The sequence below is a fragment of the Pseudomonas brenneri genome, assembly GCF_007858285.1.
GTDB lineage: Bacteria > Pseudomonadota > Gammaproteobacteria > Pseudomonadales > Pseudomonadaceae > Aquipseudomonas > Aquipseudomonas brenneri.
The window spans coordinates 276,806-301,377 of the sequence record NZ_VFIL01000008.1; the positions used below are offsets into that span (position 1 = coordinate 276,806).

General features: G+C 63.0%; 20 protein-coding genes and 1 pseudogene. 6 read left to right on the forward strand and 15 right to left on the reverse strand.

The features are described from left to right. Positions 1 to 13: 13 nt before the first annotated feature. The 8 genes from FJD34_RS19310 to cbiE all read right to left on the reverse strand — a co-directional run bounded on the left by FJD34_RS19310 (position 14) and on the right by cbiE (position 9,527). The gene (locus FJD34_RS19310; protein ID WP_090292867.1) at positions 14 to 2,122 is read right to left on the reverse strand and encodes a TonB-dependent receptor; all 2,109 of its coding nucleotides are present in this window, start codon (positions 2,120 to 2,122) and stop codon (positions 14 to 16) included. 150 nt (positions 2,123 to 2,272) lie between these two features. After that, a complete protein-coding gene (locus FJD34_RS19315; RefSeq protein ID WP_090292868.1) occupies positions 2,273 to 3,655 on the reverse strand; it encodes a PepSY-associated TM helix domain-containing protein in 1,383 nt (460 codons plus the stop codon). Positions 3,656 to 3,804: 149 nt separating this feature from the next. Then, complete coding sequence (locus tag FJD34_RS19320) at positions 3,805 to 5,880, reverse strand: TonB-dependent copper receptor (protein WP_032859846.1); 2,076 nt, start codon at positions 5,878 to 5,880, stop codon at positions 3,805 to 3,807. A 95-nt stretch (positions 5,881 to 5,975) separates the two neighbouring features. Next, entirely contained in the window at positions 5,976 to 6,398 is a 423-nt protein-coding gene (locus FJD34_RS19325) for a DUF2946 domain-containing protein (RefSeq protein WP_090292870.1), read from the reverse strand. Positions 6,399 to 6,417: 19 nt separating this feature from the next. Further along, positions 6,418 to 6,900 carry a copper chaperone PCu(A)C gene (locus tag FJD34_RS19330; protein WP_032859844.1) on the reverse strand — a complete coding sequence of 161 codons (483 nt, stop codon included), beginning with the start codon at positions 6,898 to 6,900 and terminating at the stop codon, positions 6,418 to 6,420. A 45-nt stretch (positions 6,901 to 6,945) separates the two neighbouring features. Continuing rightward, positions 6,946 to 7,341, reverse strand: coding sequence for a DUF2946 domain-containing protein (locus FJD34_RS19335; RefSeq protein ID WP_032859843.1), 396 nt, complete (start codon positions 7,339 to 7,341; stop codon positions 6,946 to 6,948). 273 nt (positions 7,342 to 7,614) lie between these two features. Further along, positions 7,615 to 8,325 carry a cobalt-precorrin-6A reductase gene (locus tag FJD34_RS19340; protein WP_090292871.1) on the reverse strand — a complete coding sequence of 237 codons (711 nt, stop codon included), beginning with the start codon at positions 8,323 to 8,325 and terminating at the stop codon, positions 7,615 to 7,617. Then, positions 8,322 to 9,527 (reverse strand): precorrin-6y C5,15-methyltransferase (decarboxylating) subunit CbiE, encoded by a 1,206-nt coding sequence (gene cbiE / locus FJD34_RS19345; RefSeq protein ID WP_090292873.1) that lies wholly within the window; start codon positions 9,525 to 9,527, stop codon positions 8,322 to 8,324. The genes FJD34_RS19340 and cbiE overlap by 4 nt, the downstream gene beginning before the upstream one ends. 111 nt (positions 9,528 to 9,638) lie before the next feature. Between cbiE and cobG the strand changes: the two genes are divergently transcribed. The 5 genes from cobG to FJD34_RS19370 all read left to right on the forward strand — a co-directional run bounded on the left by cobG (position 9,639) and on the right by FJD34_RS19370 (position 15,011). After that, positions 9,639 to 10,943 carry a precorrin-3B synthase gene (gene cobG / locus FJD34_RS19350; protein ID WP_090293263.1) on the forward strand — a complete coding sequence of 435 codons (1,305 nt, stop codon included), beginning with the start codon at positions 9,639 to 9,641 and terminating at the stop codon, positions 10,941 to 10,943. Then, positions 10,936 to 11,562, forward strand: coding sequence for a precorrin-8X methylmutase (locus FJD34_RS19355; protein ID WP_065942854.1), 627 nt, complete (start codon positions 10,936 to 10,938; stop codon positions 11,560 to 11,562). Before cobG ends, FJD34_RS19355 begins: the two co-directional genes overlap by 8 nt. Continuing rightward, positions 11,562 to 12,293, forward strand: coding sequence for a precorrin-2 C(20)-methyltransferase (locus tag FJD34_RS19360; RefSeq protein WP_032859836.1), 732 nt, complete (start codon positions 11,562 to 11,564; stop codon positions 12,291 to 12,293). Before FJD34_RS19355 ends, FJD34_RS19360 begins: the two co-directional genes overlap by 1 nt. Further along, positions 12,293 to 13,930, forward strand: coding sequence for a precorrin-3B C(17)-methyltransferase (cobJ, locus tag FJD34_RS19365; RefSeq protein ID WP_065942853.1), 1,638 nt, complete (start codon positions 12,293 to 12,295; stop codon positions 13,928 to 13,930). Before FJD34_RS19360 ends, cobJ begins: the two co-directional genes overlap by 1 nt. Positions 13,931 to 14,228: 298 nt before the next feature. Beyond that, the gene (locus FJD34_RS19370; protein ID WP_032859834.1) at positions 14,229 to 15,011 is read left to right on the forward strand and encodes a hypothetical protein; all 783 of its coding nucleotides are present in this window, start codon (positions 14,229 to 14,231) and stop codon (positions 15,009 to 15,011) included. An 8-nt stretch (positions 15,012 to 15,019) separates the two neighbouring features. On the opposite strand, the gene FJD34_RS19375 is transcribed toward FJD34_RS19370, so the two are convergent. The 3 genes from FJD34_RS19375 to purD all read right to left on the reverse strand — a co-directional run bounded on the left by FJD34_RS19375 (position 15,020) and on the right by purD (position 19,959). Further along, positions 15,020 to 15,616, reverse strand: coding sequence for a MarC family protein (locus FJD34_RS19375; protein WP_003171467.1), 597 nt, complete (start codon positions 15,614 to 15,616; stop codon positions 15,020 to 15,022). Positions 15,617 to 15,786: 170 nt separating this feature from the next. Next, on the reverse strand, positions 15,787 to 18,564 hold the full coding sequence (locus FJD34_RS19380; protein ID WP_090292874.1) for a hybrid sensor histidine kinase/response regulator: 2,778 nt from the start codon (positions 18,562 to 18,564) through the stop codon (positions 15,787 to 15,789). A gap of 102 nt (positions 18,565 to 18,666) precedes the next feature. Beyond that, on the reverse strand, positions 18,667 to 19,959 hold the full coding sequence (gene purD, locus FJD34_RS19385; RefSeq protein WP_032859831.1) for a phosphoribosylamine--glycine ligase: 1,293 nt from the start codon (positions 19,957 to 19,959) through the stop codon (positions 18,667 to 18,669). Positions 19,960 to 20,003: 44 nt separating this feature from the next. Between purD and FJD34_RS28445 the strand changes: the two are divergent. Then, positions 20,004 to 20,093 (forward strand): annotated as a pseudogene (locus tag FJD34_RS28445) (outer membrane lipoprotein carrier protein LolA); the annotation flags it as partial. Positions 20,094 to 20,108: 15 nt separating this feature from the next. On the opposite strand, the gene purH reads toward FJD34_RS28445, so the two are convergent. From purH to FJD34_RS19410, 4 genes are all read right to left on the reverse strand, one after another. Further along, positions 20,109 to 21,716, reverse strand: a complete 1,608-nt coding sequence (purH, locus tag FJD34_RS19395) for a bifunctional phosphoribosylaminoimidazolecarboxamide formyltransferase/IMP cyclohydrolase (protein WP_032859830.1) — start codon at positions 21,714 to 21,716, stop codon at positions 20,109 to 20,111. Between the two features lie 81 nt (positions 21,717 to 21,797). Further along, positions 21,798 to 22,118, reverse strand: a complete 321-nt coding sequence (gene fis / locus FJD34_RS19400) for a DNA-binding transcriptional regulator Fis (RefSeq protein ID WP_003186237.1) — start codon at positions 22,116 to 22,118, stop codon at positions 21,798 to 21,800. Next, on the reverse strand, positions 22,115 to 23,128 hold the full coding sequence (gene dusB / locus FJD34_RS19405) for a tRNA dihydrouridine synthase DusB (protein WP_032859828.1): 1,014 nt from the start codon (positions 23,126 to 23,128) through the stop codon (positions 22,115 to 22,117). The genes fis and dusB overlap by 4 nt, the downstream gene beginning before the upstream one ends. A 186-nt stretch (positions 23,129 to 23,314) precedes the next feature. Further along, complete coding sequence (locus tag FJD34_RS19410) at positions 23,315 to 24,550, reverse strand: DUF3426 domain-containing protein (protein ID WP_032859827.1); 1,236 nt, start codon at positions 24,548 to 24,550, stop codon at positions 23,315 to 23,317. Between the last annotated feature and the right edge of the window lie 22 nt (positions 24,551 to 24,572).

Sequence of the window (24,572 nt, forward strand, 5' to 3'; positions counted from 1 at the left end):
GTGTTGTCATCCGTTAGAAGGTGTAGTCGGCGGTCACAAAGAACGAGCGCGGCTCGCCCAGGATCCACTGTTGGCCGTCATTGTACTGGCTCACGGCGTAGGTGCGGTCGAACAGGTTATTCAATTGCAGGCCCACTGTCGTGTTGCGCAGGGCTTTCCACGACACGCTGGCATCGACCACGGTGTAGCTGGGCAGCTCGTTCTGGTTGGCCATGTCGGCGTAGCGCGCATCGACATAACGCACACCGGCACCGGCGCGGATGTCTTCGGTCACGGCCTTGCTCAGCCACACGTTGGCGGTACGGCGCGGTACATCGACCGGGCGATTGCCGTCGCGGGAGATGGCAACGCCGCCGACGTTCTGGCTGAAATCGTCGTACTGGGCGCGCACGATTGCCGCGTTGGCTTGCAAGGCCCAGGCGTTGGGCAGTTGCAGGTCCAGGCTGGCTTCGAGGCCGTCGGACGACTGTTGGCCGACTTGCTGCTTGAGTCCGGGGCTGCCGGGCACATCGGTCAGCAGTTTCTTTTTGACGATGTGATAGGCCGCCAGGGTCCACTCGCCACGCTGGTCCCAGAAGGCCTGCTTGATGCCGATTTCGGTCTGTTTGGCGGTGGCAAGGTCGAATTGCTGCTGGCTGGGGCTCAGGGAAATCAGGCCGCTGATGCCATCGGTGCTGGTCGCATACTGGCCGTAGATCGAGGTGTCCGGGGTTACAGCAAACACCAGGCCGGCCTTCCAGTTATTGCCGGTGAGGGTCTTGTCGCTCTGCTCGCCGGTTCTCAGTTGGTCGCGGTCCAGGTGTACGTAGTCGCGACGGATGCCGGTGATCAGCGACAGTTGGTCGGTCAGTTGCAGGCGGTTTTCGGCAAAGCCCGAGAACTGTTTGGTGGTGGTGACGAACAGCGGCAGGAATGGATCGGCACTTTCAAACGGCGCTGATGCCGGGTGGTTTACGTCGATGGGTTGGCCGGCGGGCAATACATCGTCAAACGGTGAGTTACTGGCCAGGCGGAAACGGATACGGTTGTATTCCACGCCGGTCACGGTCTGGCTGTCGAGGCCCAGCAGCGTGTGTTTGAAGGTGAAGGTCTGGCGGTCGCCGACCTGTTCCTGGTTGTGCTTGATGCCGTAGAAGCCGCTGCGAGTCAGTTGCCCGCCGCTGAAGTTGTAGTTCTCGGCGTTCTGCCAGCGGCGCTGGTTCTTCAGGTAGTACAGCTCGTTGCTGGCACTCACCGAATCGCTGATCTGCCATTCGCTGGTCAGGCGGGTCCATTGGTCGTTGTAATGCTGGGTGTCGTTGCTGACGTTGTAGTTCTTGTCGCGCAGGCCCTTGTGCAAGTGGCCGTTGATCAGCGGCGTGCCGAAGTAGTTCTGTGGGCGCTGGTCGCCGTAATCGTGAGCCAGGGTGAAACTCAGGTTGTCGGCCGGCTGCCAGCGCAGGGCTGCGCTGACGAAGTCGCTGGCCGAGTCGCCACGGTCGATAAAACCATTGCTGCGCAGGCGGTTGAGGTTCAGGCGGTAGCTCAAGGTGTCGGTCAGCGAGCCGCCGCTGTCCAGGGCTTGTTGCTGGCGATCATAGGAGCCGTAGCCCAGGCGGATACGGTTTTCGATATCGCCGGTGAAGGGCTTTTTCGAGATCGTATTGACCACCGCGCCGGTGGCGCCTTCACCGTACAGCACCGATGCGGGGCCGCGCAGCACATCCACACGCTCCACGGACCAGGTGTCTACCGGGAAGGTGGACGTGCCCATGCCGTTGTACATGCGATTGCCGTCATACAACTGCATCACCGAACCCTGGCCGGTAAAGCCCCGTGCTTGCAGGGACGTACCGCCGTCGCCCGGTGTGCCGGTGCGGCTGATGCCGGTGGCACGGGAAATTGCGTCCTGCACGCTGACATCACCACGCTCGCGGATCTGTACGCCGGTCTGGCTTTCGACACTGCCCGGCGTTTGCAGGGCCGTAAGGTTCAGACGCGAACCGGCAGTAGTCGCAGTGTTCAGGTCGATAGCCGGGCTGTCCACTTCTGGCGCGGTGACGGGGCTGACAGGCAAGGTCAATGCCTGGGCGCTGGTGTGCAGCGCAAGCAGGCACAGGCCGGACGCAAGGTACTTGTTCATTGCAGGATCAATTCTTCTTCGAGGCGGTGCTCGCCGCCGGGCGCGGCGAGCAGGGATTGCACTGAGTGTTATAATGTAACACTTCTTGCGTTGAGGGTGAAAGCCCGCGCAAGACTACATAACGCCTCTATGTAGGGCATCTCGCCTACCTCATGCAGAAGATGAGGCCGATTCACGTTGCTTGAAAAAACGCGCCAGCACTAGCCGATCCACTACCCACACCACAATCAACGAGGCGCCAACCAACGGAAAAATGATCGCCAGGCCGAGCATGATCACCATTGCGGTTTTCCACTTCGGCAAATCATGGCGCAACGGTGGAACCCCCAGGCCGCCCTGTGGCCGGCGCTTCCACCAGATCACCACGCCGCTGACCGCACTCAACAGAATCATCAGGCACACCAGCAGCACGATGATCTGGTTGACCACGCCGAACATCTTGCCCTCATGCAGCATGACCCCGGACTCGGTGACCCGCGCCACGCTGTTGTAGTGCTCCCAGCGCACATCGGCGAGGACCTTGCCGGTGTATTGGTCGACATGCAGGGTCGCGTCATTGCGCGGGTCGTTGGCGAACACCGCAATGGTGAACACGCCTGTGGCGGTGGTGGGGAAGGTGATGCTGTAGCCCGGCTCGACCTGGCGGGCCATGGCCAGGTCCACCACCTGTTGCAGGCTGATCGCCGGGGCTGCGGGGCCGTGGTTCATGCCGCCGTGTTGCATGTGCTCGGCATGCTCGCCGGACATCGGCATCGGCGTGTTCTCCATGGCCCATGGCACCGTCTGCTGGGTCGCGGTGTTGAGGCTGCGGGCCTGCTGGTCAGACTGCGGCACATCGTTCCACATCGCCGCTGGAAAGTGGTTCCACAGGTCCGCGTATTGCTTGCCCCAGAAGCCGGTCCAGGTCATGCCGCTGAGGATCATCAGCAGCAAAAATGCGGCGCCCCAGAACCCGGTGACGGCATGCAGGTCACGCCAGAACAAGCGCCCGCGGCTGCCCAGGCGTGGCCACAGAATCCCGGCCGCCGACTTGCCACGCGGCCACCACAGGTACAGGCCAGACACCACCAGCATCACGCCCCAGCCGGCCGCGAGTTCCACCAGGCGGTCGCCGGTGGTGCCGATCATCAACTCACCATGCAGCGCACGGGCGATGGCTTGCAGGTTGTAGGTGGCGTCCTGTTCACCCAGGACGGTGCTGCGATAAGGGTCGACAAACACCGTCAGCTCGTTGCCGACGTTGTGCAGGACAAACTGCGCGCTGCTGCTGGCGTCCACCGGCGGCAGGTACTTGCTGATCGTGCCTTGTGGGTAGGCGGATTTGGCCCGTTGCAGCAACTCGTCGGCGCTGAGGACCTGCTCGCCGGGCTGCACGTTGAGCAAGTGGCCGTACATCAGCGGGTCGAGCTGGGGCTTGAACAGGTAGATGATGCCGGTCACTGCCAGCAACACCATGAAGGGGGCGACAAACAACCCGGCGTAGAAATGCCAGCGCCAGGCCAGGTTGTAGAAGGAAATCTTTGGAGGGGTCATCAGGGTGCTCCGCAAGGACGTTATTTTTGTGCATGACTTGTAGGCGCGAGCGTGCTCGCGAAAAACCTGAGGTTGGCGCATTGAGTCTGACTTACCGCGTCATCGTTCACGTTCTTCGCGAGCAAGCTCGCTCCTACAAGGGTGGTGGGTTAGAAGCTCATATCCACCTTGGTCCAGAGCGTACGGCCCGGCTCATTGATGGCTTGCGGGTCGTTGGCCGGGTAACCGAACCCGGCGTTGCCGGCCAGGTTCAGGTGCTCGGCATAGGCCTTGCCAAACAGGTTGTCGACGCCGGTGCTGACCTTGAAGTTTTTGTTGATGCGGTACGCCGCGTTAAGGGAGAACACGCCAAAGCCACCGCTCTTGTCGAAGTCTTTGCCGACCACGTTGCCCTTGTTCTGGTCGATACGGTTTTGCGCCGCCACCACACGCCACAACGCGCCGGCGCTCCAGTCGTCTTCGCTGTAGGTCAGGCCGAAACGCGCATCCAGCGGCGGCATTTGCGGCAGGGCTTTACCGTCGCTGCTGTTCTTGCCCCAGGCATAGGCCAGGGTGGCGTCGGCTTTCCAGTTGGCTGTCAGCTTGTAGGCGGCGCCCAGTTCACCGCCCATGATCCGCGCATCGATGTTCTGCGCCTGGGAGGTCATGCCCATCATGCCGGGCGTGTAGTTGAACAGGATGTAGTCGCGTACCTGGCCGATATAGCCGGAGGCCCAGGCTTCCAGGTCTGCGGTCTTGTACTGCAGGCCGAAGTCCAGTTGAGTGGTCTTCTCCGGCTTGATCGAGTCGAAGGCGTTCAGCGAACCCGACGGACCACGGTTGGGCGAGAACAACTCCCAGTAGTCCGGGAACCGTTCGGCGTGCCCGAGACCTGCGTAGAGGGTGGTCGGGCTGTCGGCCAGGTCGTGTTCATAGCGCACGAAGCCGGATGGCAACGTGTCAGCACGGGTATCGCCGGCCGTGGGGTTGGCGCGGCTCATCATGCCGCTGCCGGTGCGCTGGCGAAAATCCTTGGCCGAGGCGCGATCCAGGCGGGCGCCGCTGATCAGCCGGTCGTTGTCGGCGGCATACCAGGTCAGCTCGCCAAATACCCCGTAGTTGTGGAAGTCGGCGTCCTTGTTGCGGGGCAGGTTCTTATAGGTGTCGACCCCGGCGCTGCTGCGCTGGCGGTGTTCGTTGGTCTGCGCATCGATGCCGCTGATCAGTTGCACATCGGCCCAGCGCCAGGTGGCCTTGATCCGTGCGCCAAGGGTGCGGCGGTCGACGTTGGAGGCCATGGGGCCGGCCATCATCCCGGTACCTGACGGCGTGCGCAGGCTGTAGTTGTCCATCACGTGGTCGGCGTAGTTGTAGTAGACCTGGGCTTCGACCTTGTCCAGCACCTCGCCGATATTGGATTTCTCGAAACGCAGGCCCAGGCTTTCGCGCAGGAACTGCGAGCCATCCATGCCGCGTCCGGCGTAGCGCGCCTGGCCATCGCCACGGCCAGCGGTGAGTTCCAGCAGGGTGTCGGCGTCCGGGGTCCAGCCGAGGGCAACGTCGCCGTTCCATTTGTCGTAGCGCGAGCCGACGGTGTCGTTGTTGCCGTCCTTGTAGTCATCGGCGTGGGCCTGGTTGCCGATCACACGGATATAACCGAGCGAGCCACCGGCGGCGGCATCCAGCACTTTGTCGAAGCGCCCGTTGGAGCCGGCGAGGATGCTCGCATTGACCCGGGTGCCCAGTTCACCGAACTGCTCCGGCTCACGGTCGAACAGCACCGTGCCGGCCGAGGCGCCAGGGCCCCAGAGCACGGTTTGCGGGCCTTTGATCACGGTCAGCTTGTCGTAGGTTTCCGGCGAGATGTAGGAGGTGGGCGCGTCCATGCGGCCCGGGCAGGCGCCGAGCATCATGCTGCCATTGGTGAGGATATTCAGGCGCGAACCGAACATGCCGCGCAGCACCGGGTCGCCATTGGTCCCGCCGTTGCGCACCAGGGCAAAGCCGGGAATGGTCTTGAGGTAGTCACCGCCGTCACTGGCCGGCACCGGCTGGCGCGGGTCCTTGGGGTTGGTGACGATGGTCAGTGGTGAGCTTGGAGCAACGCCGGTAATCACCGTCGGGCTCAGCTCATTGTGGTGCTCGGCGTGGTCGTCGGCATACGCCTGGGGCGCCAAGAGTGCGCCGCACAAAACGGCGAGCACGGGGGTACATCCCATACGGGTGTCAGCAGGAAACCTGGACATGAAAAATTCCATCAATCAGTCGTAAACAACACGGCCAGCAGCCTGCGGCTGTCTGTGTGAAGGCGGCCGTGCGAAGTGGTTGTTTGATCAGTGATCTACGACTGGATGGGCGGTGCGCGGCTGCGGGCGCCAGGGAAGATGCTCTGCCGGGCATGGCCCAGGCGCGTTGCAGGGGTGAGGGCGTTGGCCGGTGGTGGGGTGCCAAGGGCCACGAATGACACATGGCCAGGCAGGGCCGGGCAACTGAACAGCAGGCTGCAATAGCCGCATTTCTCCCACATGACGTGGTCGGCTGCGGGGGGCTTGGTGTACTCGGCGGGGTGCTGGGGCGCCGCATGGCAGGTATCGTCCATCGACATCTGCATGGACATGCCGGCGTGATGATCCATCGGCATCGCTTGGGAAATCAGCGGTCCGATAAAGATCATCAGCATGGCGAACAGGCTGATCCAACTGCCGCGTGCAAGCCTTGCGGGCGTGCGGCGGCGCTTGGTCAATCTGCTGGCGGGAGCACCCATGGGGGGCGGCCTGTGGTGATTACTGGGCGTGCTTGTGCTCGTGGCCGGTCATCGGCGGTGCTTTCTGGACCGAGACTTCCACGTTGACCGGCCCGGCCTTTTCGAAGTTCAGGGTCAGCGGGAAGTGCTGGCCGTCGCGCAATTGGCTGCGGTCCTTCAGGTCCAGCAGCATCACGTGATAGGCCATGGGCGCGAACGTCAGCTCGCCCTTGGGCGGCACGGCCACGCTGGGCACCTGTTGCATCTTCATCAAGTCGCCCTGCATCACATGCTCATGCAACTCGGCCTTGGCCGCCACTGGGGTGTCGACGCTGAGCAGGCGATCCGGGGTTTCGCCCTGGTTATGGATCACAAAGTAGGCGGCAACCGTCGGCGCATTGGGCGGTAATTCCTGTGACCAGGGATCGCTCACCAGCAGGTCGCCGGCCTTGTAGTCATCGGCATTGGCGGCACTGAACACAGGCAGCAGCAAGGCCGCCAGAAGCAGGGAAGATTTGAGCATGGCAGTTCTCCAGAACGATTCAAACGCAGTTCAATTGCGAAGTGATCAGACGGTTGGAGAGGCGCGGGGGTTGAGGCTCGGCCATTGCTGGCGCGGGGTAGGGTGCTGCAAGACGGGCGATGGCAGGCCAGGCGCCGGGTCGATCCGTGTCAGATACAACTGCGGCACATGCCCCGGCAGCGCCACCAACGGCGCCGAGCCCGAGCAGCACCAGCAATGCTGCATGGTGGAATGCTCGTCCTGCTGCGGCGCAGGTAGATCCAGCTTGCCCAGGGAGATCGCCACCAGCTTGCTGCCGTTGGACGAACAGAAACTGCCCCACAGCAATTGTTCGGCCGGGCTCTGCCCCTGCTGCATCGCCCCGGCCATCGGCATGGCAAACGCGTTGAACAGCACTGCAAGGCAGGCGATCCAGGCAAATGCAAAGCGTTGACGGGCCATGGCGGACAATCCGTAGGGTTAAACGATCAGGTGGGTATTTAGCCTGATCGAGGGGCATAAGTAAAAAGGGCCGGTGTGGTTTGGTGTCGCAGTGCTGCGTGTGGGCTATGGCTTTGATGATAGACGGGAACGAGAGAATACCAATCTCCAAAACGCCGCAGCCCTAAATGTGGGAGTGGGCTTGCCCACGATAGCGGTGTATCAGTCAGTACATCGGTTACTGACATACCGCAATCGCGGGCAAGCCCGCTCCCACATTTGAGCTGCGTTGTTCTATAAAGCCTGCAGTACCGAGTCGACGGTCAAAAACTCCCGATCCACCCCCGCCAACACTGGCCGCTGCAAAACCACCACCGGCACGCCGCGCTCGCGGGCCACTTCCAGCTTGGGCTCGGTGGCGCTGCTGCCGCTGTTCTTGCTGATCAACACATCAATCTGTCTGCGCTCGAACAACGCCCGCTCATCCTCAAGCAAAAACGGCCCACGGGCGCCGATCACTTCGCAGCGTGCGTTGCCGGGGTAGGTGTCCAGTGCGCGCAAGGTCCAGAACTGTTCGGCAGGGATTTCGTCGAGGTGTTGCAGCGGTTCGCGACCGAGGGTGAACAACGGGCGCTTGAAGGGTTTCAGGGTTTCGATCAGCTCGGCCCAGTCACTGACTTCGCGCCAGTCATCGCCGGGCTGTGGCTGCCAAGCCGGGCGGCGCAGGGCCCAGCAGGGGATATGGCACAAGCGTGCGGCCTGGGCGGCGTTGGCACTGATGTGTGCGGCGTAGGGGTGGGTGGCGTCGAGGATCAGGCTGATGTTTTCGGTGCGGACAAACTGCGCCAACCCCTCGGCACCGCCGTAGCCGCCTACGCGCACCTGACACGCCAGGTCGGTGGGCACCCGGCCGATCCCGGCCAGGCTGTAGATGTGTTGTGGCCCCAGGGTGCGGGCGATGGCCAGGGCTTCCGTCACGCCGCCCAGCAGCAGGATGCGCTTCATAGCGGCTTGATCACTTCCAGCAAGGTGATGGGCAACGCCTGGCGCCAAGTGTCGAACTCGCCCAGGGGCTGGGCCTGGGCCACATGAATGCGGGTCAGTTCGCCGCCATGTTGCGCGCGCCAACTCATCAAGGTCATTTCGCTTTGCAGGGTCACGGCATTGGCTACCAGCCGGCCACCGGGCCGCAGGTGCTGCCAGCAGGTATCGAGCACGCCATCGCGGGTCACGCCGCCGCCGATGAAGACCGCATCGGGTACCTCCAACCCTGCCAGGGCCTGGGGGGCGCTGCCGCGAATCAGTTGCAGGCCGGGCACGCCGAGGGCGTCGCGGTTGTGCTCGATCAACTGCTGGCGGCCGGCATCGGCCTCAATCGCCAGGGCGCGGCAGTTGGGGTGGGCGCGCATCCATTCGATACCGATGGAGCCGCTGCCGGCGCCGACGTCCCACAGCAGTTCACCGGGGGTTGGCGCAAGGCGCGCCAGGGTCATGGCGCGTACATCGCGCTTGGTCAGTTGCCCGTCATGTTTGAACGCCGAGTCTGGCAGGCCCGCCAGGCGCGACAGGCGTGGGGTGTCGATAGCGGCGAGGCAGTCGATAGCCACCAGGTTCAACGGCGCAATTGGCGCGTCTTGCCAGGTGTCAGCGTGGCCATCGATCCGCCGCTCTGCCGCACCGCCCAGGTGTTCAAACACACTCAAGCGGCTCGCGCCGAACCCGCTGGCGCGTAACAGCGCGGCTATCGCCGCCGGGCTCTGGCCGTCATTGCTCAACACCAGCAAGCGCACGCCGCTGGACAGATGGGCATTGAGTGCCGCCAACGGACGGGCGACCACCGATAAGGTCACCACTTCCTGCAATGGCCAGCCCAAGCGTGCCGCCGCCAGTGACACCGAAGAGGGCGCCGGCAGGATCAACAGCTCATCCGTCGCCACCAGCCGCGCCAGGCTGGCGCCGACGCCGTAGAACATCGGATCGCCGCTGGCCAGTACGCACACCGCCTCACCCCGTCGCGCCAGGATCGGCTCCAGGGAAAACGGGCTGGGCCATAGCTCGCGCTCACCGCGAATGCACACCGGCAGCAAATCCAGCTGGCGCTGGCCGCCAACAATCCGCGAGGCGCGCAGCAGCGCATGCCGGGCATTCCTGCCCAGCCCCTTGAAGCCGTCTTCACCGATGCCTACTACTGTCAGCCAGGGCGACATATTGATTCCTTGAACGACATCCGACGGGCAGGCTTTTCATGCCGTCGGACAAAGCAGGCATAATACCGCGCCTTTGCCCGTAAACCGGTAGCCCCCGTGAAGCCACTTCCACTGTCCAGCAGCAAACGTCCCTCGGGTTGTCCGGGGTTGCTGCGTATTGTCCAGGCCTTGGATGGCGGGATCTGCCGGATCAAGTTGGCGGGCGGCGTCATCCGCGCCGAACAGGCGATGGCTGTGGCGTATGCGGCCCACACCTGGGCGGGCGGGGTGATCGAGGCGACCAACCGCGCCAACCTGCAGATTCGCGGCATCGGCCAGGAACACGATGGCCTGGTCACGCACCTGCTGGATGCCGGTCTTGGGCCGACCACCGCGGGCGGTGATGACGTGCGCAATGTGATGCTCAGCCCCGGTGCCGGCATTGATCGCGACATGCTGCTGGACACCCGGCCCCTGGCAGAGCAGGTCCTCGCTACTCTGCAAAGCCATCCGCGCTTTCATGAGTTGTCGGCCAAGTTCGCCGTGCAACTGGACGGCGGTGAGGCGCTGGCGATGCTCGATCATCACCACGACCTGTGGTTGTCAGCCTATCAAGCACAAGGCCAGACTTTGTTGGCGTTCGGCCTGGCCGGCTGTCCCGGTCGTGATCGGCCGCTGGCCGCCGTAACCCTGGACCAAGGCTATGCGCTGGTCGTTGCGGTGCTGGAACTGTTTCTCGACCTGGCCCGGCCCGACCAGAACCGTATGCGCGACCTGCTGGCGCAAACGTCTGTGGATAACTTCCTCGCACGCTTGAACCTGCCGTTACTTCCCGCCGACGGCTATCGTTGCCGCGCCAACCCGCCCCTGTTGCGCCTGGGCACTTATCCACAGCGCCAATCTCAGCAGGTCTACGTCGCCGCCGTCGCGCCATTGGGGCGACTGGACTCGGCCATGCTGCGCGGCGCCGCACAACTGGCCCTCGCTCATGGCGACGGCACATTGCGCTTCACCCCATGGCAAGGCCTGCTGCTGCCCAACTTGGCGCCGGACGCTGCCCCGCGCGTCACCGACGGCCTGGCGCAGTTGGGCTTCCTCTGTTCTGCCGAGCAGGCGCTGGCGCGGCTGATTGCCTGCACCGGCTCCAGCGGCTGTGCCAAGGCCCAGGCCGACACCAAGGCCGATGCCCTGCACCTGGCCACACTGTTGCAGGATCACGTCCAGGGCCTCGACGTGCACCTGTCCGGCTGCCCGCGCACTTGCGCCGCCGCGCACATTGCCCCGGTCACCTTGCTGGCGGTGGGCGTCGGGCACTACGACCTCTATTTTCGCGATGCAGCCCAGCCGGGTTTCGGCCGGCTGCACGCGCACAACCTTTCTATTGAAGCGGCGGGCGCCGTGTTGCGTGCCCGTCCACGGAGCAACACCGATGATTGATTACATCCGCGACGGTCAGGAGATCTATCGCAACTCCTTTGCGATCATTCGCGCAGAGGCCAAGTTGGATCGCATTCCGGCCGACCTGGAAAAACTCGCCGTGCGGGTGATTCACGCCTGCGGCATGGTCGAGGCCATCGACGGTCTGCAGTTTTCCGAAGGCGCGGGCAAGGCCGGGCGTGAGGCCCTGGCGGCAGGTGCGCCAATCCTGTGTGATGCGCGGATGGTCTGCGAAGGCGTGACCCGTGCACGTCTGCCGGCCAACAACCCGGTGATCTGCACCTTGCGCGACGATAGCGTGCCGGAGTTGGCGCGGGAATTGGGCAACACCCGTTCCGCTGCGGCCCTGGAGCTGTGGCGCCCGCACCTGGCAGGCAGCGTGGTGGTGATCGGCAATGCGCCGACGGCCTTGTTCTATCTGCTGGAAATGCTCGACGCCGGTGCCCCGAAGCCGGCGCTGATCCTCGGTTTCCCGGTCGGCTTTGTGGGCGCCGCCGAGTCCAAGGCGATGCTCGCCGCCGACAGCCGTGGCGTGCCGTTTGTGATCATGCAAGGCCGCCTGGGCGGCAGTGCGATGGCCGCTGCGGCGGTCAACGCACTGGCCACGGAGGTCGAATAATGCAGGCGCGTGGACGTTTGATCGGCCTGGGTGTCGGCCCCGGTGACCCGGAGCTGATTACCCTCAAGGCCTTGCGCCTGCTGCGCGAGTCGCCGGTGGTGGCGTATTTCGTGGCCAAGGGCAAGAAAGGCAACGCCTTTGGCATTATCGAAGAGCACCTGGTGCCCGAGCAGACGCTGATGCCGCTGGTGTACCCGGTGACCACCGAAGCCTTGCCGGCGCCACTGTCTTATGAACAGGTGATCAGCGATTTCTACGACGCCGCCAGTGTCGACGTGGCCGCGCACCTGGATGCCGGGCGCGATGTGGCGGTGATCTGCGAAGGCGATCCGTTCTTCTATGGCTCCTACATGTACCTGCATGACCGCCTGGCCGAGCGCTACGAGGCCCAGGTCATTCCGGGCGTGTGCTCGATGCTCGGCGGCGCCTCGGTGCTGGGTGCGCCGTTGGTGTATCGCAACCAGAGCCTGTCGGTATTGTCCGGGGTGCTGCCCCATGACGAACTCAAGCGGCGTCTGGCGGATGCCGATGCGGCGGTGATCATGAAGCTGGGGCGCAACTTTACCAAGGTGCGCCAGGTCCTTGAGGAACTGGGGCTGGCCGGGCGCGCGCTGTATGTGGAGCGTGCGACCATGGCCAACCAGAAAATCGTTGCGCTGGATCAGGTCGAGCCCATGTCCTCACCGTATTTCTCGCTGATCATCGTGCCGGGCGAAAGGTGGCAGGGTTGATGACGCCGGCGATCGTAATCCTCGGCCAGGGCAGCCTGGCCACGGCCCGCAGCATCCAGCAGCTGTATCCCGGCGCCTTGATCCATGGCCTGGCCGGCCGGGTGGAGGGCGCCGACCAGGCCTACAGCGAATTTGGCACGACCGTGCGCCAGCTGTATCAGCAGGGCACGCCGATCATTGCCCTGTGCGCGGCCGGGATTGTGATCCGCACCCTGGCGGCGCAGTTGCTGGAAAAAGGCGAGGAGCCGGCCGTGCTGGCTGTCGCCGAAGATGGCAGCGCAGTGGTGCCGTTGCTGGGTGGCCTGGGCGGGGTGAATATCATGGCGCGGGAAATCGCGGCGGCCCTGGGTGTGGCGGCTGCGATTACCACCAGTGGCGAGCTGCGGTTCGGCACCTGCCTGCTCAACCCGCCCCAGGGCTATCAACTGGCCGACCTGGAACTGGGCAAACGTTTTGTCTCGGACTTGCTGGCCGGCGAACATGTGCGTATCGAAGGCGCCGCGCCGTGGCTGGACCAGGCCAACCTGGCGCAGGACCAGCAGGCGCACCTGAGCATTCATATCGGCAGTGCCGAGCGTGTGCCGGCGGACAACGAGTTGCTGATCTATCCGAAAAACACCTGGGTGGCCTGCCGTCCAGGTGCCGGGCTGGCTGCACGGGTTCGCCAGGCGTTGCAGCAGGACGGTATCGCCGTGCAATCGCTGGCGTGCCTGCTGGGTGATGATGCCGACATGGCTTGCGGTGAACTGCATGAGGCAGCGCTGGAACTGGGTGTGCCGTTACGGTTTACGGCGTTGGCCGCTGGGCCGGAGATTGTCATCCACTCGACCGCTGCGCCGGTGGATCTGGCGCAACTGGGTCGTCCCCGTGGCCGCCTCGCGGTGATCGGCCTGGGCCCTGGCGCTGCCGAACTGATGGTGCCGGCGGTCAAGGCCGAACTGGCGCGTTGCACCGATGTGCTGGGCTACGAAACCTATGTGCGCATGGCCGGGCCGTTTCGTGCCGACCAGGTGCAGCATTGCACCGACAACCGCGAAGAGATGCAACGGGCGCGGCACGCCTTCGAGCTGGCGGCCCTGGGCCGTTCGGTGGTGGTGGTGTCTTCCGGCGACCCGGGTGTATTTGCCATGGCGGCGGCGGTGCTGGAAGCGTTGCACGAGTCCAGCGACCCGGCCTGGCAGCGGGTCGAACTGGAGATCCTGCCGGGGGTCTCGGCGTCCCTCGCTACGGCGGCCCAGGCGGGTGCACCGTTGGGGCATGACTTCTGCGTGATGTCGCTGTCGGACAACCTCAAGCCCTGGTCCATCATCGAGAAGCGCCTGGACCTGGCGTGCCAGGCCGACCTGGCCCTGGCGTTCTACAACCCCATCTCCCGTTCGCGGCCATGGCAACTGGGGCGTGCCCTGGAGATCGTGGCCCAGCATCGTATCGCCGCAACACCTGTAGTGCTGGGGCGTGATATCGGTCGCCCGGGGCAGACGCTGCGCACCACCACCCTGGGGCAACTGACCCCGGACCAGGTAGACATGCGCACCATGGTGCTGATCGGTTCGTCCACCACCTGCGCGTTCCCTCGGGTGGGCGGTGGAGAGTGGGTGTACACGCCACGCTGGTATGGCGAGAAGCCGGCCTCCTGAAACGACGGCGGCCCCGCAATGGGGCCGCCGTGCTGTCAGAGAAAGCCCATTGCCGACGACAGAAATTTCTTTGTTCAGCCCCGCTGATTCTCAATGCAATTAACGGTTCCTCTCTATTAGTTGCAGAAAGTAAGCCTGCCGTTATCAGTCGCCAGTTCATCCCCACTGTTTGCGGGGCGGGGCAGCCAATGTCGACTTTTCCTACGCTTTAAAGGCCTTCTCGTACCTCCTGAAAAAGTTCAATCGGGCGACTAGTGTTTGTTGTAAGCCCGTGTGGGTTTTTTGTGGAGAAACAGTTATGGAGCGCAAACATAAGCGAATCAATGTGGCAAAAAAGAACAAGCTGATTGCGGCATACCGACTGCCGTTGACCCGGCGGCCAGCGGACCCGTCATCGCCGTTCCAGGCGGATGGTGACTTGAATGGTGCGGTGATCAACAACAGTGTGTTTTCGTTTGTCGCGGGCATGAGCCGCCTCAACAAGGAATACACCCGCAAGAGTTATCTGTTGGCCAGCAGCTATGTGAGTGAAGTCCTGAAAGTGGGGCGCGGCACACAGGCCTGGTATGACGAATTTATCAAGGTCATGAGCCGCCTTGGCTGGTTGCCGATACGCAGCAGTTTCGAACGGGTCACCACCTCCGTGAAGGGGCTGAGCGTGCAGATGGCCGTAATGAACATCATCTCGTCCACGGTGGCCTCGACGTTCCTTTCAGGCTCCTTGGCCATGGCGTTACCCAGGTTGGCGGCGGATGCTTTCGAGGCTTTGAAACAGCTGTCGGCACCGTTTGATCTGTTCAAGCGCAACATCGTCAACCATGAGGGCGGCGACTTTGGGCTGGCCTCCTGTTCGGAGGTCGACGGTGAAGTGTTGATGGTGCTGGTGACCTACAGCGCCCACGGTGTCAGCACGAAAGTGGGTGTGCCGTTTTTCGAATGGGACAGTTCCACGATCGAAGCCTACAGTGGCCAGACGTGCCTGATGCTCAATCCGGCAGTGGTCAACGACGCAACCATCAAGCAGTTGCGCGAGAGCGCAGGCGACAAGGTCTTGCACGCTATCGCCCAATACCAGATTTGAATGGGGCCTCAGGGCACCAGGTAACCGCGCACGCCGGTAAAGATGATCTGTGCAGCCAGTGCACACACGAACAACCCCATCAGGCGGCTGACAATCTGCAGCCCTTGGTCGCCGAGGATGCGTTCGATCCGGTTGGACAGGTACAGCACCACGCCCACGGTCAGGCTGGCCAGGGCGATACTGAGAATGGCGGTGAGCTTGTCATCCCAATGGGGCTGGCTGACCCCCATCACCAGCAGTGCGCCGATGGTGCCGGGGCCGACGGTCAGGGGGATAGTCAGCGGGACGATGGTCACGTCCTGCTGCACATTGTCAGTCTGCACGGCCGATTTGCCCTGGGCCATGCCCAGGGCGGAGATAAACAGCACACTGCCGGCGCCGATGCGAAAAGCATCCACGGTGATGCCAAACACACTGAAAATCACCCGGCCAAACAAGTAGAGCAACACGCTCGACACCAGCGTTGCCAGGGCAACCTTCCAGGCCAGGCGCCGCCGTTCCTTGCTGGAATAGCCACGGGTCAGGCTGATAAAGCAGGACAGGACGAAGAAGGGGCTATACAGCACCAGCATCTTCAAATAAACGCTGAACAACACGTGGAGCATGGCAGGAGCTCACAGCGAAGGAGGGGCGAGGGGGAGTTTATCAGGCTATGTGGGAGCGGGCTTGCCCGCGATGCAGGCGCCTCGGTTTTCCAGTTGCCACTGAGGTGATGCTATCGCAGGCAAGCCAGCTCCCACAGGGCGTTGTGGTGAGCAAGGGATTGTCGTTCGGGTCAGGAGGTATGCACCTGCTCCGCCGGCTGCTCGCGCTGTGTCACCCAGTACTCCACCAGTTCGCGCAGTTGCGACAGCTCCACCGGCTTGGCCATATGCCCATCCATCCCGGCCTGGCGTGCGCGTTCTTTGTGTTCCGAGAGAATGTGCGCGGTCAGCGCCACCACCGGCGTGCGTGTGCGCTGGTTGCTGACTTCCCAGACCCGCAGTTGCTGGGTCGCGGAGAAGCCATCGAGGATCGGCATTTCGCAGTCCATCAACACCAGGTCGTAGCGCTGGGCCTTCATCGCCAGCAAGGCTTCCTCGCCATTGCTGGCGGTATCGGGTTGCAGGTTGAGCTTGCCGAGCATGCCGCGAATCACTTTGGTGGAGATGCTGTTGTCTTCAGCCACCAGGATGCGGAAGTCGCTGGGCACGGTGACGGCCACCGGCGCGTTCGGCACTGTGTGGCGCGGTTGCACCACGCCCTTGCTGCGCTGGGTCAACTCGTCGGCCAGGGTGGTCTTGAGGGTGTAGCCCGCGACCGGTTTGGCCAGGATGCGCTTGATCCCGCAGTTGCGCGCGATGATCTTGCTCGGCGCGTTGCTGATACCGGTGAGCATGATCAGCAGGATGTCGTGGTTCAGGCTCGGGTCTTCCTTGATCTTCGCCGCCAGTTGCATGCCGGTCATGCCGGGCATGTTCTGGTCCAGCAGCACCACGTCGAAGTAATCGCGCAGGTGTGCCTTGGTGCGCAGCAGGGCCAGGGCTTCCTTGCCCGACGGCACCGCGCTGACATTCAGGCCCCAGGCGGAACATTGCTGCACCAGTACTTTGCGGCAAGTGTCGTTATCGTCGACGACCAGTACCCGTGCGTCTTGCAGCGGGCCGTCGAGGTCGGAGGTCGGGTGTTCCAGGCGCTCGGGGTCCAGCGGCAAGGTCAGCCACAGGGTGCTGCCTTGCTGGCTACCAGCCTTGATGCCGAACTCGCCATTCATCAACAGGATCAGTTGGCGCGCGATCACCAGGCCCAGGTGGCCGCTCAGACGGGTGGCCGAGAGGAAGTTCTTGCTGTGCAGTTCGCTGTGCAACAGGGCATCACGTTCGGCGGCCTCCATCGGCAGGCCGCTGTCTTGCACGGCAATGCGCAGGCGCGGTTTGCTACTGCGTTCATCCAGGGCGACCACGATCAGCACTTCGCCTTCGTCGGTCTTGTGCAGGGCATTTTCCAGCAGGCTCAACAGGGCCTGGCGCAGGCGTGTCGGGTCGCCGCTGATGACCCGTGGCACCTGGGGCTGGATAAAGCTGATCAGCTCGACGTTCTGCTGCTCGGCCTTGGCGCGGAAAATACTCAGGCAGTCTTCGATCAGGGCATTGAGGTCGAACTGCACATCATCGAGTTCGATTTGCCCGGATTCGAGCTTGGAAATGTCGAGAATCTCGTTGATCAGGGTCAGCAGCTCATTGCCGGCGCTGTGGATGGTCTGCACGTAGTCGCGCTGCTTGACCGACAAAGGCGTGCCCAGCAGCAACTCGGTCATGCCCAGCACACCGTTCATGGGCGTGCGGATCTCGTGACTGATCTTGGCCAGGAACTCGGCCTTGGCGGCGATCTCGGCGTTGCTGGCCGCCAGGTCGCGGCTCAGGCTGAAACGATCCTCGACGATGCTGCGTTGGCGTTCGCCCAGGGCCTGGCTCATCAACAGGCCGCTGACGCAGATCACCGCCAGCAAGGTGATGATCAAGCCTTGCGGGGCCACCAGGGTCAGGCCCAGCAAGGCCGGCAGGATAATCAGCGTACCGGTGTTGAACACCAGCATGGCCAGTAGGAACAGGCGTGCCGGCCGGTAGCCTTTTTGCCAGTGGTAGGCGGAGACAAACAGCATGCTCAGGCCGGCCAGCGCCACCAGGGCGTAGGTGATGATGTTCAGCGGCAGGGTGTTGACGAACAGCAACAACAGGCCGCACAGGACGATCAGCAGGATATCCGCCATCAGCAGCTTGTTCAGCGGATGCGGGCCCAGTGGTGCGAAGAAACGGTAGGCGAACATCAAGCCGCATGGCGCCGTCAGCAGCAGCGCCATATAGGAGCCGGGGGTTTGCATAGCGTGCCAGTTCGGCAACCACGGGCCCAACAGGTTGAGCAGCAGCAACAGGCTGAGCAGCAGCAGCACTTCGCAGGCCGCCAGCCACAGGCTGCTGCGCGAACGATGGTAGGCGTAGCGGGCGAGGTTATGCAGGATCAGCATCAGCAGGCAGCCGAACAACAGGCCATAGACCAGGGTCTGGGTCTGGTTGGCGGCGGCCATCACGGCGGGTTCCAGGGTCAGGTACGGCCGCAGTTCGTGCTCCGAAACCAGGCGCACATACACCTCCAGGGGCTTCTGGCTCTGGGGCATGGGCAGAATGAAATCACTGCTGGGCAGCGGGCGTTCAGCCTGGGGTTGGCGGGTGCCGGTATTCACTTGCTCGATCAGCGTGTCGCCGTCCAGCACGTACAGATTGAGGTGCGCCAGGTCTGGCGCAAAGACCCGCAGCACTTGCTCGTGCTTGCCGGGTTGCAGCTTGAAGCGTACCCACAGCGCACCATTGGGCTCGGCGGCGGTGATCCGGTCCAGTTCGATAGGGCTGAATTGGTTGGTGTAGCGGGGTGAGCGAATGTCGCTCAATTGCAGGTCGGCCTGTTCATCAAGCAATACGGCCCAACCGCTGCCTTGCGCGAAGGCCTGGGCCGGCAACAGACAGAGCAGGGTCAGCAGGCTGACAGTAAAAACTATGGCGATCCTGAGCCAGCGCACGGCGAAATCCCTTCGTAGGTTAATGCACGGGGTTAACTATGCGCGGGACCGTAACAGGACGGCAAGGGCCAAAGGCCCCTGCCTGGCCGAACGGATAGCTGCTTACTGATCTTCGCCCCGCTCACGGGCAATGGCACGGTAGCCGATGTCCTTGCGGTAGAAGCAGCCCTGCCAGTCGATCTTCGCGGCGAGCTTGTAGGCTTGCTGCTGGGCGGCATCGACACTGGCGCCCATGGCGGTGGCGCACAGTACGCGGCCACCGGCGGTGACGACCTGGCCATCCTTGAGCGCGGTACCGGCGTGGAATACCTTGCCTTCGAGTGTAGCGGCTGCATCCAGGCCCTGGATCACATCACCCTTGGCGTAGTCGGCAGGGTAACCACCGGCTGCCAGCACAATGCCGACGCTCGGACGTGGATCCCACTGTGCTTCAACCTTGTCCAGGGCCTGGGCCAGTGCGGCTTCCACCAGCAGTACCAGGCTCGACTGCAGGCGCAGCATCACCGGTTGGGTTTCCGGGTCGCCGAAACGGCAGTTGAACTCGATGACTTTCGGGTTGCCGGCCTTGTCGATCATCAGGCCCGCGTACAGGAAACCGGTGTAGACATTGCCTTCATCGGCCATGCCACGCACGGTCGGCCAGATCACCAGGTCCATCACGCGCTGGTGCACCTGGGCGGTGACCACCGGGGCAGGGGAGTAGGCACCCATGCCACCGGTGTTCGGGCCGGTGTCGCCGTCGCCGACGCGCTTGTGGTCCTGGCTGGTGGCCATCGGCAAGACGTTCTTGCCGTCGACCATCACGATGAAGCTGGCTTCTTCGCCGTCGAGGAACTCTTCGATCACCACCCGCGAGCCGGCGTCACCGAAAGCGTTGCCGGCGAGCATGTCGCGCACGGCGTCTTCGGCTTCCTGCAGGGTCATCGCGACGATCACGCCTTTACCGGCGGCCAGGCCATCGGCCTTGATCACGATTGGCGCGCCTTTTTCACGCAGGTAAGCCAGGGCCGGCTCGATCTCGGTGAAGTTCTGGTAATCGGCGGTCGGGATCTTGTGGCGAGCCAGGAAGTCCTTGGTAAAGGCTTTCGAGCCTTCCAGCTGGGCCGCGCCAGCAGTTGGGCCGAAGCAGTCCAGGCCGCGGCTGCGGAACAGGTCTACGACGCCGGCAACCAGTGGTACTTCCGGGCCGACGATGGTCAGGGAGACGTTCTTTTCGGCAAAGTCGGCCAGTTGCTCAAGGGCCAATACGTCGATGGCGACGTTTTCGCACTTGGCTTCAATGGCGGTGCCGGCGTTGCCGGGGGCCACGAATACTTTCTGCACGCGTGGGTCCTGGGCAACTTTCCAGGCCAGGGCGTGTTCACGGCCACCGCTGCCAATGATCAAAACATTCATTTCAAAAACCTCTGTGAAACGCTGTGCTTTCTGTAGGAGCGAGCTTGCTCGCGAAGATCGTCAACGATAACGGGGGGCATCTGACTCCCCGTGGCGCTCTCGGGCTTTTCGCGAGCAAGCTCGCTCCTACAGTAGGAAAGCAGTGGTGTTTAGTGACGGAAGTGGCGCATGCCAGTAAAGACCATGGCGATGCCGGCTTCATCAGCCGCGGCGATAACCTCGGCATCACGCATCGAGCCACCCGGTTGGATCACGGCAGTAACCCCCGCTTTTGCGGCGTTATCCAGGCCATCACGGAATGGGAAGAACGCGTCGGAAGCCATCACCGAGCCCACCACCTGCAAGCCTGCGTGTTCAGCCTTGATCGCGGCGATACGCGCCGAGTTCACACGGCTCATCTGGCCGGCGCCGACGCCGATGGTCTGGCGGTTCTTGGCGTAGACGATGGCGTTGGATTTAACGTACTTGGCCACTTTCCAGGCAAAGATCAGGTCGTTGATCTCTTGCTCGGTCGGCGCGCGCTTGGTCACAACTGTAAGGTCTTGGCTGCCGATCATGCCAATGTCGCGGCTCTGTACCAGCAAGCCGCCATTGACGCGCTTGTAGTCCCAGGCAGCGGCACGGTCAGCCGACCACTCGCCGCAGGCCAACAGGCGCACATTGGCCTTGGCCGCCACGATGGCGCGGGCCTCGCTGCTGACGCTTGGCGCGATGATCACTTCAACGAACTGACGCTCGACGATGGCCTTGGCCGTCTCGGCGTCCAGTTCGCGGTTGAACGCGATGATGCCGCCGAATGCCGATTCGGTATCGGTGGCGTAGGCCAGTTCGTAGGCCTGGCGGATCCCGCCTTCAGCGTCCGGGCTCACGGCCACGCCGCATGGGTTGGCGTGCTTGACGATCACGCAGGCTGGCTTGACGAAGCTCTTCACGCACTCCAGCGCGGCGTCGGTATCGGCCACGTTGTTGTAGGACAGCTCCTTGCCTTGCAGCTGGGTCGCGGTGGCGATCCCCACTTCGGCAGGCTTGGCTTCCACGTAGAACGCCGCGCTCTGGTGCGGGTTCTCGCCGTAGCGCATTTCCTGGGCCTTGATGAACTGGCTGTTGAAGGTGCGCGGGAACTGGCTGCGGCCTTCTGTGCTGAGGGTCTCGGCGGCCTGGTTCACGGTGCCCATGTAGTTGGCGATCATGCCGTCATAGGCGGCCGTGTGTTCGAAGGCCTTGAGCATCAGGTCGAAACGCTGGGCGTAGGTCAGGCCGCCAGCTTTCAGGCTTTCCAATACTTGGGCGTAGTCGCTGGCGTTGACCACGATGGCCACGTCTTTGTGGTTCTTGGCTGCCGAACGCACCATGGTCGGGCCGCCGATATCGATGTTTTCGATGGCGGTCGGCAGGTCGCAGCCTGGCTTGTTGATGGTGGCTTCGAACGGGTACAGGTTAACGGCCACCAGGTCGATCGGCTTGATGCCGTGCTCGTTCATGATGGCGTCGTCGATACCGCGACGGCCGAGGATGCCGCCGTGGATTTTCGGGTGCAGGGTCTTGACCCGACCGTCCATCATTTCTGCGAAACCGGTGTAGTCCGCGACTTCTACTGCGGCCACGCCGTTGTCCTGCAGCAGTTTGAAGGTCCCGCCCGTGGAGAGGATTTCCACGCCAAGGAGCTGCAAGCTCCGAGCAAATTCGAGGATCCCGGTCTTGTCGGAAACACTGATCAAGGCGCGGCGGATCGGCAGGCGGGTAGTCTGGTCGGTCATCTCAATTTCCATCAAAAGCAAAGGAGTCAGCAAAAAAGGCGACCGGTTTTACGCGGGCGCCTTTCTGGTTTGATTGAATGCTTACAGCAAATCGTACTGTTTGAGCTTCTTGCGCAGGGTCCCACGGTTGAGGCCCAGCAGCTCACTGGCTTTGGTCTGGTTGCCCTTGACGTAGTTCATCACGCTTTCGAGCAAGGGCGCCTCGACTTCGGAGAGCACCAGGTTGTACACATCCGTGACGGCCGCGCCCTCAAGGTGGGCGAAATAATTGTGCAGCGCTTTCTCCACGCTCCCGCGAAGGGTCTGGCCTTCTTCGCTCGGCGTGTTGAGGTGCTGTTTCAAATTGACGTTGTCGCTCACGGGTGTTGTTCCACTCACTAAAGTCTCGGTCATCATCGTCATGCGGCCACCCCTTCTCCGTCCCCTGCTCTCAGGCTCTTGTCTCGTTCGGCAAAGAACTCACGAACGGCGGTGACCTGTGCTTGCGTTTCATCCAAACGATTGAACCCGGCACGAAACTCCTTGGCGCCGGGCAGGGTTGCGAGATACCAACCCACATGCTTGCGAGCAATGCGCACGCCCATCACGTCTCCATAGAAGGTGTGCAGGGCGGCCAGATGCTCTAGCAGAATACGTTCCACCTCGAACAGCTCCGGTGCCGGCATGATTTGGCCGGTACGCAGAAAATGCTCGATCTCACGAAAAATCCATGGCCGCCCCTGGGCGGCCCGGCCGATCAACAGGCCATCGGCACCGGTCGCGTGCAGTACGCGCCGGGCTTTCTCGGCCGAGTCGATGTCGCCGTTGGCAAAGACCGGAATCGACACCGCTTGCTTGATTGCAGCAATGGTGTCGTATTCAGCCTCGCCGGTATAAAGGTCAGCGCGGGTGCGGCCATGCACCGCCAGTGCTGTAATGCCTGCCTGTTCGGCGATCTTCGCCACCGTCAGGCCGTTCTTGTTGTCCCGGTCCCAGCCGGTACGGATCTTCAGGGTGACCGGCACATCCACTGCACTCACTACGGCGTGCAGGATCTCGGCCACCAACTGCTCATCTTTCAACAGGGCGGAACCGGCGGCCTTGTTGCAGACCTTCTTGGCCGGGCAGCCCATGTTGATATCAATAATCTGTGCACCCAGCTCCACGTTGGCCCGGGCCGCCTCCGCGAGCATCTGCGCATCACCGCCGGCGATCTGTACCGAGCGGGGCTCGGGATCACCTTCGTGGATCATGCGCATCCGCGATTTGCGGGTGTTCCACAAGCTCATGTCGCTGGTGACCATTTCCGAAACCACAAGGCCTGCGCCCAAACGTTTGCACAGCTGACGAAAGGGCTGGTCGGTGACCCCCGCCATCGGGGCGAGAATCAAAGCGTTTGGCAATGTATATGGGCCGATGCGTACCGCCGACATAGGACTTCCCTGTTGTGGGGCCGGATCATTAGAGTTCGAAAAAGGGTTGGCATGATACCCGCTCTCGATGACTGGTTAAAGGCTGAATTGGATAAAATCTGAGCAGTTATTTCTTTATCGCCACCGGTTTGGTGATGGACGGTCAAGTCAATAACCGGCCATCCAAACCTTGGCGTGCAGATCGGATCACTCGGGGGAGTGGAAACTGAGACTGTAGTTCACAGCCTTGTTGCCTGGGTCGAGGATATCCAGGGCGATATGGATCGGGGTCTGGGACGGCATCTCGGTCTGCCCGGCCAGTTCGCCGCTGAGGTACTCGGCAGGCTTGAAGCGCCGGCTGGCAATCATCCGGCCATTGAGGTCGGCGAAGCGCAGCTCCAGCAGGGGGAATGGCTGGGAGAACGTGGCGCGGTTATAGATGATGGCATCTACGACCAGCGCGCCGGCGAACTCGGGGTGGCTGCGCACCACCAGGTTGCTGCTCTTGATGTGGGCGATATCGACCCGTGATGGCACCGTGCAGCCCAGTTTCGGGCACAGTTCCTGGAACCAGGGCCGGTATCTGTCCTGGCGGGCCAGGTCATCGAACTGGTAGGCAATGTATTGGCCGGCGAGGGCAGCGGCGGCCAGCAGCACCAGGGTCAGCCAGAGCAGGCGGCGGCCCCAGCCGGTGGGGCGCTTGCCGGCATAGAGGTGCAGCGGGTCGTCTTCCAGGTCCTGCAGCATTTCGTCGTGGGCATTGCCCGTGGCGCGGGTGCGCTTGCGACGTGGTTGTGCGTCGGGGGCCGGCTCGGGCAGCGGTTCGTCCGACGCGTTGCCGATGCTTGGTTCGGGTGGGTCGAGATCGTCGTCGACATGGCGGGCATGCAGTACGGGCTCGTCGTCCACCTCATGGATGTCGAAGGACATCGAGGGTTCGGTACGCTGCGGTTTGCCCGCGGGTGTCGGGACCGGTTCGGCGGTTTCGTCGGCGTGGGCAATTGTCGCAGCCCGTTCGTCAGGCGGATCGCTGAACAGGCTGGCCGCCCACTGTTCCTCTTGCGCCTTGGCCGTGTCGCGGCTGGCGCTCATTGGCTGGTCTTTTTGCCGACGGTCTGCACCTGTCAGGCGCCGGTCGCTGCCTTGGGGCTGGGTGTGTTGAATCTCCCGGCGTTCCAGCTTGGCCAGCTCTTCGTCGAGGTCCAGGTGATCCAGGTCCAGTTCTTCAGCGGACCATTGCTTCTGGCTGATGGCGCGCGGTGCGGTTTCTGCCGTTGGCGCTTCAGGCGCATGGGTACGCTGCTCCAGCAACTGGCGAGCGGCGTTGAACACTTGCAGGCAAGAGCCGCAGCGAACCACGCCACGGGCCACGCTCAATTGAGCATGGCTGACGCGGAAACGGGTTTGGCAATGCGGGCACTGGGTGACGAAACTGTCGGTCATGCGGCCATCCGATTCATGCAGA

Coding starts and splice junctions, on each gene's coding strand:
- FJD34_RS19335 (WP_032859843.1), bottom strand. CDS start 7,341: ATGGCCCGTCAACGCTTTGCATTTGCCTGGATCGCCTGCCTTGCAGTG.
- purH (WP_032859830.1), bottom strand. CDS start 21,716: ATGACCGACCAGACTACCCGCCTGCCGATCCGCCGCGCCTTGATCAGT.
- FJD34_RS19330 (WP_032859844.1), bottom strand. CDS start 6,900: ATGCTCAAATCTTCCCTGCTTCTGGCGGCCTTGCTGCTGCCTGTGTTC.
- FJD34_RS19370 (WP_032859834.1), top strand. CDS start 14,229: ATGGAGCGCAAACATAAGCGAATCAATGTGGCAAAAAAGAACAAGCTG.
- purD (WP_032859831.1), bottom strand. CDS start 19,959: ATGAATGTTTTGATCATTGGCAGCGGTGGCCGTGAACACGCCCTGGCC.
- FJD34_RS19310 (WP_090292867.1), bottom strand. CDS start 2,122: ATGAACAAGTACCTTGCGTCCGGCCTGTGCCTGCTTGCGCTGCACACC.
- FJD34_RS19320 (WP_032859846.1), bottom strand. CDS start 5,880: ATGTCCAGGTTTCCTGCTGACACCCGTATGGGATGTACCCCCGTGCTC.
- FJD34_RS19315 (WP_090292868.1), bottom strand. CDS start 3,655: ATGACCCCTCCAAAGATTTCCTTCTACAACCTGGCCTGGCGCTGGCAT.
- FJD34_RS19410 (WP_032859827.1), bottom strand. CDS start 24,550: ATGACCGACAGTTTCGTCACCCAGTGCCCGCATTGCCAAACCCGTTTC.
- FJD34_RS19355 (WP_065942854.1), top strand. CDS start 10,936: ATGATTGATTACATCCGCGACGGTCAGGAGATCTATCGCAACTCCTTT.
- cobJ (WP_065942853.1), top strand. CDS start 12,293: ATGACGCCGGCGATCGTAATCCTCGGCCAGGGCAGCCTGGCCACGGCC.
- FJD34_RS19340 (WP_090292871.1), bottom strand. CDS start 8,325: ATGAAGCGCATCCTGCTGCTGGGCGGCGTGACGGAAGCCCTGGCCATC.
- fis (WP_003186237.1), bottom strand. CDS start 22,118: ATGACGATGATGACCGAGACTTTAGTGAGTGGAACAACACCCGTGAGC.
- cbiE (WP_090292873.1), bottom strand. CDS start 9,527: ATGTCGCCCTGGCTGACAGTAGTAGGCATCGGTGAAGACGGCTTCAAG.
- dusB (WP_032859828.1), bottom strand. CDS start 23,128: ATGTCGGCGGTACGCATCGGCCCATATACATTGCCAAACGCTTTGATT.
- FJD34_RS19325 (WP_090292870.1), bottom strand. CDS start 6,398: ATGGGTGCTCCCGCCAGCAGATTGACCAAGCGCCGCCGCACGCCCGCA.
- FJD34_RS19375 (WP_003171467.1), bottom strand. CDS start 15,616: ATGCTCCACGTGTTGTTCAGCGTTTATTTGAAGATGCTGGTGCTGTAT.
- FJD34_RS19360 (WP_032859836.1), top strand. CDS start 11,562: ATGCAGGCGCGTGGACGTTTGATCGGCCTGGGTGTCGGCCCCGGTGAC.